The sequence below is a fragment of the Micromonospora sp. NPDC048905 genome, assembly GCF_040649655.1.
Classification (GTDB): domain Bacteria; phylum Actinomycetota; class Actinomycetes; order Mycobacteriales; family Micromonosporaceae; genus Micromonospora.
Map to the genome: position 1 here is coordinate 439,457 of NZ_JBEZFV010000003.1, position 14,456 is coordinate 453,912.

The following is a 14,456-nucleotide window of genomic DNA, read 5'->3' on the forward strand; positions in this document are numbered from 1 at the left end:
GCCCCACGCCTACCTGCCGCGATGGCCGGCCCGGTCAGCGGACGGTGAAACCGACCGCCCGGGACGACGCCTCGGCGATCTCGACGTAGGCGACCTTCTCGATCGGCACGATGACCCGTCGGCCCTTCTCGTCGGTCAGGGAGAGCGTGCCGCCGTTACCGGCGAAGGCGTCGGTCACGATCTGCTCGATCTCGGCCGGCGACTGCGCGCTGTCTACTACCAGCTCACGCGGCGCGTACTGCACGCCGATCTTGACCTCCACTGTGCCTCCTCAACTGGGGCGAAAGAACCGCCCTGCGAAGGCTATCCGATCACGGGGTCGGCGGTCAGGCTGACTCACCTTGCAGGGGGAAGCTCGCGATGCCCCGCCAGGACAGCGCGGCCACCAACGCCTCGGCCTCGGCCTTCGGCACCTGCCGGCCACCGGCCAGCCAGAACTGCGCGGCCGTCTCCGCCGCGCCGACCAGCCCGGAGGCGAGCAGCTCGGCGTGGGCCCGGCTCACGCCGGTGTCCGAGATGATGGTGTCGGTGATCGCCGCGATGCAGCCCTGCTCGACCCGCTCCACCCGCTGTCGCACCGCCGGGTCGTTGCGCAGGTCCGACTCGAAGACGAGGCGGAAGGCCTCGCTCTCGTGGTCGACGAAGTCGAAGTACGCGCGCACCGACGCGCCGACCCGCTCCTTGTTGTCACTGGTGCCGCGCATCGCATCCTGCACCTGAGCGACGATGGCGTCACAGTGCGTGTCGAGCAGCGCCAGGTAGAGATCCATCTTTCCCGGGAAGTGTTGGTAGAGCACCGGCTTGGAGACCCCGGCCCGCTCGGCGATGTCGTCCATCGCGGCGGCGTGGTAGCCCTGCGCGACGAACACCTCCTGCGCCGCAGCGAGAAGCTGCTTACGGCGCGCGGAGCGGGGCAGGCGGGTGGGCCGGCCAGCGGTCTGTGCACCGTTCCCCGCAGCGGTCATGGGATCCTCCGAGTTCTCCGTACGAGCCGGCATTTTCCCCCCAGACCGGGCGAAGCCCGTGACCCCCGTCGTGGAAATGGCCCGCCGCTGTAACTTATCGCCACTCTCGGCACACGGTAGCCTCAGCGGGGGCGACCAAGGAGCGCGCGGTGAGTGAAACAGGGCAACCCGGAGCCGCCACCCCGGGAGAACACGGTGACGGAGCGGGTCAGCACGACGACCCGGGCCGTCCCGTCAGCGGGTGGGCGCCAGCGACGGGCGGGTGGTCCCGAGCCGCCGATCGCGAGGATGCCCGGGACGAGGCGCCGCGCTGGCAACCCGATCCCGCCGCTGGCTGGCGCGCCTCGTCCAGCCGACACGGCGACCTGCCGGCGCCCCTGGTCGGGCTGCCGGGGGACCTCGATCCGCCGACTCGTGCCAACGGCCACCACGCCAATGGCGTGCACCATCCGGACGACGCCAACGGCATCCGCCCTCCCGGTCTCGAACCACCCGCCGGCCGCCCCGCGCCGGTGAGCGCGCCGCCGGGGTTGCCCGCCGAGGGTCGGCCCGAGGCGACCGGCGACCGGCTGGTGGTGCCCGCCCAACGCCCCGCGCCGCCACGGGAGCAGGGTGCCGGCGAGCCCGACAAAAGCACCCCCACACGCTCCACCGTCGACCCGGCCGCCGCGCACCGCGCTCGCTGGGCCGAGCCCGGCCTGCCGACGTCCGCGCCGCCGGCAGTCCAGGTGCCGCCCGTCGGCACCGCCGCGTCGGGTTTCGAGGTGCCGCCCGGCTTCCGCGCGCCGACCAGCGAGCGGCTGGCCGCCGACGAACCGGCCGCGCCACGAGACTGGCGGGACCCGCTCCCGCCCGTCCAGCCGGCAGCATCGGGGCCGGCCGGGCACGCCGACGCGACCGAGCCGGGTCGCGCCGCTGGCATCCCCCGACCAGGCGAAACGCACCGAGCCGGCGAGTCGCCGGCCATCGAGCCGGACTGGTCCGGGCCAAACTGGAACCGTCCGAGCTCGGGCGGCGGATGGGCGCCGCCCTGGTCTCGCTCCGACGACGAGCCGGCTGCTCCCAAGGCCCGGGACGAGCCCGCGCCGAGTTGGGTCGCCGAGCCCCACCTGCCGTACGAGCCGCTGCGCGCCGAGTCGCCCCGCCCGTACGAGCCGGTGCGTGCCGATCCGCCCCGGGGGTACGACGTCACGGGCGGGTCCGACGCCGCGCCGACGCACCCCGGCGAGCAGAGCACCCCGCCGCCGTCCGAGCGCCCGTCCTGGGTCGCGCCGCCCACCGTTCCACCCCGGGCTGTCGACGCGGACGCGTCCCCCACCAGCGGACCGCCGGTGTCATCAGGCATGGCGCCACCGGTCGTCGAGCGCCTCTCCTGGGCCGACGGTCCCACGCCCACCAGCGGCCCGCCCGCCGATCGCCCCTCCTGGGCCGGTGGCCCGCCGCCGACCAGCGGCCCGCCCGCCGATCGCCCCTCCTGGGCGGGGTCCGGCGCACCTCGCACGGACCGCCCGTCCTGGGCCGGCGGGTCCGACCCCGCGCCCACCAGCCCGGCGCCGGCGCGGCCGTCGTGGGCCGGCGGCTCCGAGGCGGCGACGAGCGTTCCGCCGGTACGGCCGTCCTGGGCCGGCGGCTCCGAGGCGGCGACGAGTGTTCCGCCGGTACGGCCGTCCTGGGCCGGCGGGTCCGACCCCGCGCCCAGCAGCCCGACGCCAGCGCGGCCGTCCTGGGCCGGAGAAGCCGATCCGACACCGCCCAGCGCCTCGCCGACGCGGCCCTCCTGGGCCTCCGGAGCCGTGCCGGCCGACGCGCCACCTCCGGCCCCGGCCGGGCCGCCTCCCACGCTGACCGACGCACCCCCGGCCCCGGCAGGCCCGCCCCTGGTGGCGGAGCGTCCCTCCTGGGTCGGCGGTTCGCCGACGCCGAGCAGCTCCCCGACCGAGCGGCCGGACTGGTCCGAGGGCCGGATCCCCGCCACCCCCGCCGAGCGCCCGTCCTGGCCAGCCAGCCATTCGGCAAGCGCCGCCGGCGGCGGCGAGGTGGGCGAGACGTCCGGCCCGCCGCGGCCCGAGATCCGGCCGGTCGCGCCGTTCCGGCTCCGGCCGGCGGCACCCGAACCGCCCGTTCCGTCTCCCGTCGAGTCACCCCGGGCGAACGTCCCGTCGGCCGCCGACACGACGTCGGCCTCCACCGGCTCGGCTCCGCCCTCCGCCATCAGCGGGGCCGAGCGCCGTGACCGGCCCCCAGCCGTTTCCACCTCGCCCTACGCGGCTCGCCGATCCGCCCCCGATCCGACGTCGTCGACCGGGCCGGCCGACAACGGCCGGCAACCAGACCCGAGGGCGGTGGTGCTGCCGCAGCGCGTCCCCGCGGAACCGGACGTGCCCGTCGTGCCGGAGCCGCCAGCCGTGGAGCCACCCGCCGAGACCCCGGAGCGCGCCCGCATCGCCACCCACCTTCGTCGGGACGACGAACCAGCCCCACTTCGGGAGCGCCCCGAGGGGTTCGACGTCAACGCCATCCTGGACGCCGTTCGGGAGGTCGCCGGTGTCCGCGACGCGGCGCTTCGCCGTACCCCGGCCGGTGCGCACAGCCTGCGCCTGGACCTGGCCGACGGCGCCGATCCGGCCGAGGTGAGCCGACAGGTGGCCCGGCTGCTGCAGGAACGGATGGGGCTGGCCGCCGCCCCGCAGAACGTGCCCGGCGTGCCCAGCACGCCACCCCCGCCGGTTCGCCGACGCCTGGCCGAACCGCGACCTGCCGAACGGCGTACGGCGGAGCCGCCCGGCGCGGCCCAGCGCGACGGAGGTCCGGAGGCCCGTACCGGTGAGGTCCGGACGGCCGAGACGACCGCACCGCAACGTCCGTCGGGCGCCCCGGCAGAGGCCACACCGGCAGGCTCGGAGCAGTGGACCGGCACGGACACCTCGCGCCGCCGCCGGCCGAACGCGCCGCACCGGGGTCGCGCCACGGTCGAGGAGCCCGGATCGGTCTCGGCCGCGCCGGCCGGTGCCGCGACCGGCAGCCCGGCCACGCTCGGCACGTCGTACTCCGGTGGTCAGGTGACCACGACGGAGTCGGCGCCGTCCCGACCGCTGGACACCGGCGGCGTGCCGGGGCCGCGGGTGGTGATCGACCACGTGCAGGTGAGCACGTTCGGCCTGGACGCGAACGTGGAGGTCCGGCTGCTGGCCGACGACGACAGCGCCTCCGGGTACGCCACCGGGCCGGCGGTGGACGGCTACGTGCTGCGGCTCTGCGCGGTGGCGGCGGCCGCAGCGGTGGACGAGTTGCTTCGGGGCACCGACAACGCCGAGCGGGGGCGCTGCTTCGTCGAGCACGCGGCGGTGGTGCCGTTCGGCAACTGCGAGGTGGCCACGGTTGTGGTGCTGCTCGTCTGCGAGGGCTGGGTGGAGCAGCTCGCCGGCTCGGCGCTGGTCGCCGGTGATCCCCGGCAGGCGGTGGTCCGGGCGACGTTGGCGGCGGTGAACCGTCGGCTGGAGGCGCTGCTGTCCTGAGTGGTCCGAGGCAGACTGGAACGATGAGAAGCGCCACCCTCTGGCCCGACCATCTGCTCCCCGATCATCAGGTTCCACCGCCCTGGCCGGGCCGGGAGGTCCGCCTCGACGGCCGGGTCACGTACGTGCGCGACACCCCGGCCACCGCCGCCGGCGCGGAACCGGCGCTGTACGTGCACGGGCTGGGCGGGTCGTCCCAGAACTGGACCGACCTGGCCGGGCTGCTCGCCGACCGGCTGGACGGTCAGGCCATCGACCTGCCCGGCTTCGGCCGCAGTGAGCCGGGTCCCCGCTACACCATCCCGGCCTTCGCGGATCTGGTCGTCCGCTGGATCGAGCACTCCGGTCGGGGTCCGGTGCACCTGTTCGGCAACTCGCTGGGCGGCGCGGTCGCGGTGCAGGTCGCCGGGCTCCGGCCGGACCTGGTCCGTACCCTCACCCTGATCTCCCCGGCCCTGCCGTTTCTCGACTTCCGCCGCTCGTTGCAGGGACGGATGCTGCCGGTGCTCGCCATCCCGCGGGGTGAACGGCTGGTCGCCCGGCACCTCACCCAGCTCGCTCCCGAGGTGATGGCCCAGCAGGTGCTGGAGGCGTGCGTCGCCGACCTGAGCCGGATCTGCGACCAGCGTCGGGCCGAGGCGTTGGAGGAGATCCGGGTGCGGTACGAGGCGGAGCACTACGCCGCCGCGTACGTCCGGACGTTCCGCGGTCTGGTCTCCAGCTTCCTGCGGGCGTACCTGCCGGGGTCGGGTTCGCTGTGGCGACTCGCCGGGACGGTACGCGCACCGACCCTGGTGGTGGGCGGCCGAGCGGATCGCCTGGTCGACGTGCGGGTCGCGCCGCAGACCGCCCGGGTCATCCCGGACAGCCGGTTGATGATGCTCGACGGCGTCGGTCACGTGGCGCAGTTGGAGGTGCCCCGCCTGGTGGCCCGGGCGGTGGTCGGCCTGCTCGCCGAAACGGAGGACACCACGGGGCGGCCTGATCTGGCAGGCTGACCTGGATGCCCAGGTCAAACCACCTCCCCGGTCGCCGTCAGCGACGCCTCGCGCTGCTCGCCCAACTGGTGGCGGTGGTGTTGGCGGTCGGCGCGGCGGTGACCGTGATCGCCGAGGGGCCGGGTGGGCATCCCCGCGCTGGCCGGTTGGCCGCCGACGAGGTCGTCACTCTGCCGCCGCCGCTGGTGGCCGCGCCGCTGCCGCCGTCGGTCGACCCGTCGCCCTCCGCCGTGCTCGCGTCCAGCCCGTCCCCGGTGCTGCGGGCGCCCGGCGCGGTCCCGAGCGCCGGCACCGGGAGGTTCGGCTACGACGCCCGTTCCGGCCCGGTGCTGGGTCGCGCGGGTGAGCTGCGGCGGTACCGGGTCGCGGTGGAGTCGGGCAGCGACGAGACCGCCGCGGACTTCGCGCAGGCGGTCCAGGTGGCGCTCGCCGGGCCGGGCAGCTGGGTCGACAGCGGCAGGCTACGGATGCAGCAGGTGCCGGGGGACGCGCCTCGCGACTTCACCATCTACCTGGCCACCGCCCGCACGGCGGCTCGGATGTGTGCCGACGGCGGGGTGGACATCCGGATCGGGGGTCGGCCGTACACGTCCTGCCGGGCACCCGGCCAGGTGATCATCAATCTGGATCGGTGGCGGTTGTCCGTGCCGCACTTCGTCTCGGCCCGCGTGCCGCTGGACGTCTACCGGACGTACGTGGTCAACCACGAGGTCGGCCACCAGCTCGGGCACCGGCACGAGCGCTGCCCGGGTGCGGGTCGGCCCGCGCCGGTGATGATGCAGCAGACGCTCTTCCTCAACGGGTGCCGGGTCAACCCGTGGCCGTACCTCGACGGACGCCGCTACGCCGGCCCCGCCCTCTGAGGGAGCGACCGACCGACGTACACCATCAGGCGTCTTGCGTGAATAGCGGCAAAAACGGAGATATGCCCGAATAATCTGGCAGGCTCGACATCATGACGCCGTCGTCCCCTTACGGCCCGCCCACGTCGCCGCCCGACCGGCCCGACCGGTCGGCGTACGCAGGCGCACGTCCCACGCTCACCCGGATGCGCCGACGACGTCGCCGCACGCTGCTGCTCGGCCTGCTCGTACTCGTGCTCGCCGGCGGCATCGGCACGACGCTCAACCGGGGCGGCGAGCCACCGGCCGACACTCCCACCACCACCCAGGGCGAGATGGGCCACGGGGGTGGGGCGCCCCTGCACCCCGCGCCCACCAGCTACCCCTCGGTCGGAGCCGGACGCTTCACGGCTGCCGACGGTGCGACACCGGTGCACGGAACGGACGGGCCGCTGCGCCGTTACCGGGTCGTGGTCGAACGCGGCACCGGCCAGGACGCCGCCGCGTTCGCCGCCAAGGTGGACGAGGTGCTGGCCGACCCGCGCAGTTGGATCGCCTCCGACGAGTTGCGGGTGCAACGGGTGGCCGACGCCGGGGCGGCGGACTTCACCATCTACCTGGCCACCCCTGTCACGTCCGAGCGGATGTGCGCCGAGGGCGGGTTGACCACCGAGCGCTACACCTCCTGCCGCATGCCCGGCCAGGTCGTCATCAACCTGGCCCGCTGGATGGAGGCGGTCCCCGACTACGGCGCTCCGCTGGACACCTACCGCACCTACGTGATCAACCACGAGGTGGGCCACGAGTTCGGCGAGGAGCACGAGGCCTGCCCCGGCGCGGGGGAGCCCGCGCCGGTGATGCAGCAGCAGACGTACGGCCTGCACGGCTGCGTCGCGAACGCCTGGCCCTACCTCGACGGCCGTCGCTACGCGGGTGACATCGTCCCCTGATCGGCCGGGTCGTCGGTTATTCCCGCTCCCGCATCGCGGACCAGTGTCGTCCCTCATGGCCGAGCGGGGCTCCCGCGAGCAACAATGGCGCGGTTCACACCGCCGATCCCGGGGAGTCCACCGTGTCGTTGCCCCCGCTCGTCGAGCCCGCCGCCGAGCTGACAGTTGACGAGATCCGCCGCTACTCACGCCACCTGATCATCCCGGACGTCGGGGTGACCGGGCAGAAGCGGCTGAAGAACGCCCGGGTGCTCTGTGTCGGCGCTGGTGGCCTCGGGTCGCCCGCCCTCATGTACCTCGCCGCGGCCGGGGTCGGCACCCTCGGCATCATCGACTTCGACACCGTCGACGAGTCCAACCTCCAGCGTCAGATCATCCACGGCGTGTCCGACATCGGCCGGTCCAAGGCCGAGTCCGCCGCCGCGTCGATCCGCGAGATCAACCCCCTGGTCCAGGTGGAGATCCACAACACCGCGCTGGACCGGGAGAACGTCCGGGAGATCTTCGCCCAGTACGACCTGATCGTCGACGGCACCGACAACTTCGCCACCCGTTACATGGTCAACGACGCGGCCGTGCTGCTCGGCAAGCCGTACGTCTGGGGCTCGATCTACCGCTTCGACGGCCAGGCGTCGGTGTTCTGGGCCGAGCACGGCCCGTGCTACCGCTGCCTCTACCCGGAGCCGCCGCCGCCCGGCATGGTCCCCTCCTGCGCCGAGGGTGGCGTGCTCGGTGTGCTCTGCGCGTCGATCGGCTCCATCCAGGTGAACGAGGCGATCAAGCTGCTGACCGGCATCGGTGAGCCACTGGTCGGTCGCCTGATGGTCTACGACGCCCTGGAGATGGAATACCGCAAGATCAAGGTCCGCAAGGACCCGAACTGCGCGCTCTGCGGCGACAACCCGACGGTCACCGACCTGCTGGAAGACTACGAGGACTTCTGCGGCGCGGTCTCCGAGGAGGCCCAGGAGGCGACGCTCGACGCGACGATCACCGCACTCGAGCTCAAGGAGTGGCAGGACGCCGGCAAGGACATCTTCCTGGTCGACGTACGGGAGCCCGCCGAGTACGAGATCGTCCGCATCCCGGGTGCCACCCTGATCCCCAAGGGCGACATCATCTCCGGCGAGGCGCTGGCGAAGCTCCCGCAGGACAAGCAGATCGTGCTGCACTGCAAGTCCGGGGTCCGCTCCGCCGAGGCGCTCGCCGCGCTCAAGGCGGCCGGTTTCCGCGACGCCGTGCACGTCCAGGGCGGTGTGCTCTCCTGGATCAAGCAGATCGATCCGTCGCTGCCCGCGTACTGAGCGACGACCGGGGCCGGCGGCGGGCCACTCACCCGCCCCGGCCTCGGCCGATACTCCGAGGCGCGACGACCTTTACGCAGGTAGCGTGACCGCCGTGGTGGATATGGACGCCGCTATCGGCTTCGTCGTGGCGCACGGAGACGCGGTCGACCGCGCGCGTCTCTCCCGGCTGCGCACCGGCGCCGGTGTGCCGGACGAGGTGCTCGACGCCGCCGAGGCCGGGCAGACGCCCGACGGCGGCTGGCCCGCCATCCTCGACGGCGCGGTCGGGTCCGTCGACGCGACCTGCTTCCGCCTGGCCGAGTTGGACGACCTCGGTGCCCTCGGCCGCCCGGCGGCCCGGCACGCGCTGGACTGGCTCGCCGCCTCCCAGCTACCCGACGGCGGCTGGGACGAGGACCCGTCGCTGGCCGACCTCGCCCCGGAGTGGGCGCGGCCCGGCGACCCGGAGGCCCGTCTCTACCTCACCGCCAACGCTGCCTTCTGGCTCAGCGTGGGCGGGCTGGACGCCCGGTCCGCCGGGCCGCTGGACCACCGGGTCGGCGGGTCGTACGCCCGGGTGGTGCAGGCCGCCGCACAGGCGCTCGCCGCGCAGCTCGCTCCGGACGGCCGGTGGCCCTCCTTCGTGCCCGCCGGTTGGCTGAGCGCGGCCGTGCTGCACCGGCAGGAGATGTACTACGAGTCGGCGTTGATCCAGTCGGTGCTCGCCGAGCGGATCCCGCGGTTGTCCCCGGCGGATGTGGCCTGGCTGGCCGGGACGCTGCGCCGGGTCGACATGGGCGAGGAGCACTGGTTGCTGGTCGCGGCCCGTGAGCGGCTCACCAGGACGCAGCGCAGCGACGGCGGCTGGGACAGCGACGACGGTCACCAGTTCGATGTGCACACCACGCTGCGGGCGATCCGGGCCTGCCGGGCGGTCACACCAGCGGGCTGAACCCCCATCCTCACCCCCACCGCCGCGTCGATCTTGCAGTTTCTGTCGCCGATTCACGTGCAATGCCCCCTATGTCGGGACAGTAAGTGCAAGATCGACGCTGGAGGGGGCGGGAGGGAGGACGGTCAGCCGCGCAGGTGCCCGTCCCCGGTGACCACGTACTTCGTCGAGGTCAGCTCGGGCAGACCCATCGGGCCGCGGGCGTGCAGTTTCTGGGTGGAGATGCCGATCTCCGCACCGAAGCCGAACTCGCCGCCGTCGGTGAAGCGGGTCGACGCGTTCACCATCACCGCGGCCGAGTCCACCCGCGCGACGAATTCGCGGGCCGCGCTCGCCGAGTCGGTGAGGATCGCCTCGGTGTGCCCGGTGCCGTAGCGGCGGATGTGCGCGACGGCCGCGTCCAGCGACTCGACCACCGCGACCGCGATGTCGGCGGACAGGTATTCGGTGGCGAAGTCCTCCTCGGTGGCCGGGACCACCGCGGCGGAGTACGCGGCCACCTCGGGGGAGCCGTGCACGGTCACCCCCGCCTCGGCGAGGGCGGCCAGCATCGGCGGCAGGAACGCGTCGGCGACGCTGGCGTGCACCAGCAGCGACTCGGCGGTGTTGCAGGTGGACAGGCGCTGCGTCTTGGAGTTCAACGTCACCGCGACGGCCCGCGAGATGTCGGCGGCGGCATCCACGTAGACGTGGCAGTTGCCCACCCCGGTCTCGATCACCGGCACCGTCGACTCCTCGACGACGGTGCGGATCAGCGACGCGCCACCGCGCGGGATGAGCACGTCGACGAGCCCGCGGGCGCGCATCAGCTCCTTGACCGAGTCGCGGGAGCTGGCGTCGAGCAACTGCACCGCGTCGGCCGGGAGCCCGGCGCCGGCGACCGCGTCGCGCAGCACCGCGACCAGCGCGGCGTTGGAGTGCGCGGCCGAGGACGACCCGCGCAGCAGGGCGGCGTTGCCGGACTTCAGGCAGATCCCGGCGGCGTCCACCGTCACGTTCGGCCGCGCCTCGTAGATGATGCCGACCACCCCGAACGGCACCCGGATCTGGCGCAGCTCCAGCCCGTTGGGCAGGGTGGACCCGCGGACCACCTCGCCGACCGGGTCGGGCAGCGCGGCCATCTCACGCAGCGCGTCGGCGATGCCGGTCACCCGACCCGCGTCGAGGGCGAGCCGGTCCAGCACGGCCGCGCTCAGCCCGGCCTCCCGGCCGGCCGCCAGGTCCGTCTCGTTCGCGGTCAGGATCTCCGGGGTACGCGCCACGAGCGCGTCGGCCATCGCCACCAGCGCAGCGTCCTTGACCGTACGCGTGGCCACCGCCAACTCGGCGGCGGCGTCCCGCGCCCGGCGCGCCTGCTCGACGACACTCATGCCAGCACTCCGCTGCGCTCCGTGCCGCCATGAGGCAACAGAGCCCTGAATTGATGATTCGCTCGCTGACGCTCACTCATGCCAGCACTCCGCTGCGCTCCGTGCCGCCATGAGGCAACAGAGCCCTGAATTGATGATTCGCTCGCTGACGCTCACTCATGCCAGCTCTCCCTAGAGCAGGACGAGGTCGTCACGGTGGACGACCTCTCGTTCGTACGCCGGACCCAGCGCCGCGGCGAGTTCGGACGTGGAGCGGCCGAGCAGCCCCGGCAGCTCCACCGCGTCGTAGTTGACCAACCCACGGGCGACCGACGCGCCGGCGGTGTCGACCAGGTCCACCGGGTCGCCCGCGGTGAAGGTGCCGTCCACGGCGGTGATGCCGGCGGGGAGCAGCGACTTGCGTCGCCCGACGACGGCGGCCACCGCGCCCGGGTCGAGGTGCAGCCGCCCCCGGGGTGACGTGGCGTGGGCCAGCCAGAACAGTCGGGCTGTCGGGCGTTGCCGCTGCGGGTGGAACAGGGTGCCGACCGGTTCGCCGGCCAGCGCCTGCGTGGCCAGGTCGGCGGCGGTGAGCACCACCGGGATGCCGAAGCCGGTGGCGATCCGGGCGGCCTCGACCTTTGTCACCATGCCGCCGGTGCCGACACCGGACCGGCCGGCCCCGCCGATGGTGATCCCGGCGAGGTCCGCGTCGCCGTGGACCTCGGTGATCCGGGTCGACTGCGGCTTGGTGGGGTCGCCGGTCCAGAGTGCGTCGACGTCGGAGAGGAGGACCAGCAGGTCGGCGTGCACCAGCGCGGCGACCAGAGCGGCCAGTCGGTCGTTGTCGCCGAACCGGATCTCCTGGGTGGCCACCGTGTCGTTCTCGTTGACGATCGGCACCGCCCCCAGGTCCAGCAGCTTGCGCAGCGTCCGGTACGCGTTGCGGTAGTGCGCCCGCCGGGTCACGTCGTCGACGGTGAGCAGCACCTGCCCGACCGTGCGGCCGTGCCGGGCGAAGCTGGTCGCGTACCGGCCGATCAGGAGGCCCTGCCCGACGCTGGCGGCGGCCTGCTGGGTGGCCAGGTCACGCGGGCGTCGGGGCAGCCCGAGCGGGGCGAGGCCGGCAGCGATCGCGCCGGAGGAGACCAGCACCACCTCGCGGCCCTCGCTGGTCAGCCGGCCGAGGGTGTCGACGAGCGTGTCGACGCGCTCGTCGGCCAGCCCGCCGGTCGCGGTGGTCAACGAGGACGATCCGATCTTGACGACGACCCGCCGGGCCGCCGTGACTGCGTCGCGCACGCGACCATTCTGCGTGGTCACGGCGGCACCGCCCGGCGGCGTTCCCATATGGTGGCGGATTGTGACTCCTGACGAGTACGTCGAGGCGGTGCTCGACCTGGTCGAGCGGATCCCGGAGGGTCGGGTGATGTCCTACGGCGCGGTGGCCGACGCGCTCGCCGAGCGCTCGGGTCGCGCCTCGGCGCGGCTGGTGGGCAACATCATGGCCCGCCACGGCGGCTCGGTGCCCTGGCACCGGGTGGTGACCTCCGCTGGCCGGCTGCCGCCGGGGCACGAGCGGGAGGCGCGGTCCCGGCTGCGCGCCGAGGGGGCGCCGCTGCGCGGCGAGGGCGTGGACATCGCGGCGGCCGGATGGTCGCCGGAGGAGAGGCCGTGACCACCGACGGCACGTGATCGGCGAGCCCGGTGGGCGTGGTCGCTGTTCAGAACCGGATGGGGGACGGCATCGTGTTGTCGTCTGGTTTGCGGTCGGGCCACGTGCGGTCCTGGGTGTCGCCGTGCAGGATGAGGAAGCTCCGGGTGGAGGCGTCGGCACCCGGCTGGCCAGGTATCAGTTGGACGAACGTGTAGCGGCGCGACTCACCAGCCGGTACGCCGGGTAGCAGACACCCGGGTTCATCCGAGTCCGACAGCCTTACCGGTTTGCACCGGGCCCAGTCTCCGCCCGCCCGTTCCCCACGTTCGATCTTGTGAAACGCGACCTGCGGCGCGTCGACCGGGCCGGCGTTGGTGACCGTGAAGACCAGGGTGAGTTCGCGTCGGGTGTCCGTACCGGGGACCTCGGCCAACTCGTGGGTCATGCTCACCCTCAGGTCGGTGAGCCGGGGATCGGGGCCGAATGTCGTGGGGCCGTCGGTCTGCTCGAACCGCTGCCCCTCCCATCGGTACGTCCGCACCTGCTCCCGGCGGAGATAGTCGGGGATCTCGCAACACGGCACGATGTCGGCCACCGTCACCTGCACCGAACCGGTCGGGGTGATCTCCGCCGCGAGGATGTCCGTGAACTCGTCGTCGGTCCGGACCACTCGGCCCACCGTCACGATCCGCTCGTCGGAGTTCCGCTCGAAGGCCACCACCTGCTTGGCCGACGCTTCGCCGTACCGGCAGGCGACGATGGCGATGGTCTCGTCGGCCCCGTCGCCATCGATGTCGCCGTACTCGAATTCGTTGTCGGCCAACTCCGACACGTACGTCTTCTTCGTGTTGGTCTTCAGCCGCACGTTCGAGGTGGTGCAGCCGCCCTCCATCTCACTCGGCTGCCAGTTCGGCAGGTCGACAGGTGTGGCGAGCAGTTGCGCCCGGCTTATTCGCCCGGCCGGGCCGGTCGGGGCGGTGGGCGTCGGCGTCTGGGTCTGCGTCGGTGACCCGGTCGGCGTGGGCGTCGGCGGCGCCGACGTGGACGGGGTCGGCGGTGGGACGGACTCCACCGGCACCGGCGGAGTCCGGTCGGCGTGCAGCGCGGCGTTGATGACGACGGGGGTCACCCCCAGGACGACCGCCGCCGCGGCGGCGGCGGCCGTCATCCGTCGGCGGCGGCGCAGGCGCTGCCGGGCCTGGTCGGGACCGGGACCGGCGACCCGGCTGATCACGTCATCGCGGTACGCGCCGAGCCGCCCGCGCAGCAGCGGGTCGAGGTCAGACATCACGTACCCCCTCGGTGTTCTCGTCGAGCAGCGCGGCCAGGGCGGTCCGGCCGCGGTGCAACCACGACTTGACGGTGCCCTCGGCCACCCCCTCCTGCGCGGCGATCTGGCTGACCGACAGGTCGGCCAGATAGTGCAGGATGACCGCGCGGCGATGGTTGGGCGGCAGTTGCGCGAGCGCCGCGTCGATGGCGACCCGGTCGGGTGTCGGCCCGGCCACCTCGGCCTCGGTGCGCCGTTGTCGCAGCAGGTGGTCCCGGGCGGTACGCAGGCGTCGCCAGCGGCTGTGTGCCAGGTTCCAGGCGACCTTGCGGACCCAGGCCACCGGGTCGTCGTAGCGGACCAGGCGGTCCCAGCGGGCCAGCGCTCGGTAGAACGCCTCCTGGGCCAGGTCCTGGGCGTGGCCCAGATCCCCCGTGTACGCCGACAGTTGGGCGGTCACGCTGCCGAAGTGCGCGTGGTAGAAGTCGTCGAAGGTGATCGTGGTCTCGACCGCCGAACCGTCCGTCCGTACCGCCGGTGGCTGATTGGCGCGGGAGCCCATCGTTGACGTCACTGTCCCTCCCCCGTGACCGCCAGGCTGATCTGCCCTCGGCGGTGGTAACACTCCAGAACTGCGGACGCGGTTGCGGCTTCGCTGCCGGCAACCTGACT

At 73.5% G+C, this 14,456-nt stretch carries 12 protein-coding genes and 1 pseudogene; 7 read left to right on the plus strand and 6 right to left on the minus strand.

The annotated features are described in order from the left end of the window. Positions 1 to 34: 34 nt before the first annotated feature. Both AB0C01_RS10255 and AB0C01_RS10260 read right to left on the minus strand, forming a co-directional pair. On the minus strand, positions 35 to 262 hold the full coding sequence (locus AB0C01_RS10255) for a DUF3107 domain-containing protein (protein ID WP_124822399.1): 228 nt from the start codon (positions 260 to 262) through the stop codon (positions 35 to 37). A gap of 64 nt (positions 263 to 326) precedes the next feature. Continuing rightward, positions 327 to 965, minus strand: a complete 639-nt coding sequence (locus tag AB0C01_RS10260) for a TetR/AcrR family transcriptional regulator (protein ID WP_110563158.1) — start codon at positions 963 to 965, stop codon at positions 327 to 329. A gap of 149 nt (positions 966 to 1,114) precedes the next feature. On the opposite strand from AB0C01_RS10260, the gene AB0C01_RS10265 reads away from it, so the two are divergent. The 6 genes and pseudogenes from AB0C01_RS10265 (at position 1,115) to AB0C01_RS10290 (ending at position 9,508) form a co-directional block, all read left to right on the plus strand. Further along, on the plus strand, positions 1,115 to 4,480 hold the full coding sequence (locus AB0C01_RS10265) for a hypothetical protein (protein WP_357570885.1): 3,366 nt from the start codon (positions 1,115 to 1,117) through the stop codon (positions 4,478 to 4,480). A gap of 23 nt (positions 4,481 to 4,503) precedes the next feature. Further along, positions 4,504 to 5,478, plus strand: coding sequence for an alpha/beta hydrolase (locus AB0C01_RS10270; RefSeq protein ID WP_357253684.1), 975 nt, complete (start codon positions 4,504 to 4,506; stop codon positions 5,476 to 5,478). Between the two features lie 5 nt (positions 5,479 to 5,483). Continuing rightward, positions 5,484 to 6,341, plus strand: coding sequence for a DUF3152 domain-containing protein (locus AB0C01_RS10275; RefSeq protein ID WP_357253682.1), 858 nt, complete (start codon positions 5,484 to 5,486; stop codon positions 6,339 to 6,341). A 185-nt stretch (positions 6,342 to 6,526) separates the two neighbouring features. After that, on the plus strand, positions 6,527 to 7,270 hold the full coding sequence (locus AB0C01_RS10280; RefSeq protein ID WP_357253680.1) for a DUF3152 domain-containing protein: 744 nt from the start codon (positions 6,527 to 6,529) through the stop codon (positions 7,268 to 7,270). 55 nt (positions 7,271 to 7,325) lie between these two features. Then, positions 7,326 to 8,574: pseudogene (gene moeZ / locus AB0C01_RS10285) on the plus strand (adenylyltransferase/sulfurtransferase MoeZ). Between the two features lie 85 nt (positions 8,575 to 8,659). After that, entirely contained in the window at positions 8,660 to 9,508 is an 849-nt protein-coding gene (locus AB0C01_RS10290) for a squalene--hopene cyclase (RefSeq protein WP_357570886.1), read from the plus strand. Between the two features lie 125 nt (positions 9,509 to 9,633). Here the strand turns inward: AB0C01_RS10290 and AB0C01_RS10295 are convergent, their stop codons facing one another. Both AB0C01_RS10295 and proB read right to left on the minus strand, forming a co-directional pair. Continuing rightward, positions 9,634 to 10,878: a glutamate-5-semialdehyde dehydrogenase gene (locus AB0C01_RS10295; protein WP_357253676.1), complete on the minus strand. Its 1,245-nt coding sequence runs from the start codon at positions 10,876 to 10,878 to the stop codon at positions 9,634 to 9,636. 171 nt (positions 10,879 to 11,049) lie between these two features. Continuing rightward, positions 11,050 to 12,207: a glutamate 5-kinase gene (proB, locus tag AB0C01_RS10300; RefSeq protein ID WP_357570887.1), complete on the minus strand. Its 1,158-nt coding sequence runs from the start codon at positions 12,205 to 12,207 to the stop codon at positions 11,050 to 11,052. Between the two features lie 13 nt (positions 12,208 to 12,220). On the opposite strand from proB, the gene AB0C01_RS10305 reads away from it, so the two are divergent. Continuing rightward, complete coding sequence (locus AB0C01_RS10305; RefSeq protein WP_357253672.1) at positions 12,221 to 12,535, plus strand: MGMT family protein; 315 nt, start codon at positions 12,221 to 12,223, stop codon at positions 12,533 to 12,535. A 46-nt stretch (positions 12,536 to 12,581) separates the two neighbouring features. Here AB0C01_RS10305 and AB0C01_RS10310 read toward each other — a convergent pair whose 3' ends face one another. Both AB0C01_RS10310 and AB0C01_RS10315 read right to left on the minus strand, forming a co-directional pair. Further along, a complete protein-coding gene (locus tag AB0C01_RS10310; protein ID WP_357570888.1) occupies positions 12,582 to 13,802 on the minus strand; it encodes a hypothetical protein in 1,221 nt (406 codons plus the stop codon). Beyond that, the gene (locus AB0C01_RS10315) at positions 13,795 to 14,358 is read right to left on the minus strand and encodes a SigE family RNA polymerase sigma factor (RefSeq protein ID WP_357253667.1); all 564 of its coding nucleotides are present in this window, start codon (positions 14,356 to 14,358) and stop codon (positions 13,795 to 13,797) included. Before AB0C01_RS10315 ends, AB0C01_RS10310 begins: the two co-directional genes overlap by 8 nt. Between the last annotated feature and the right edge of the window lie 98 nt (positions 14,359 to 14,456).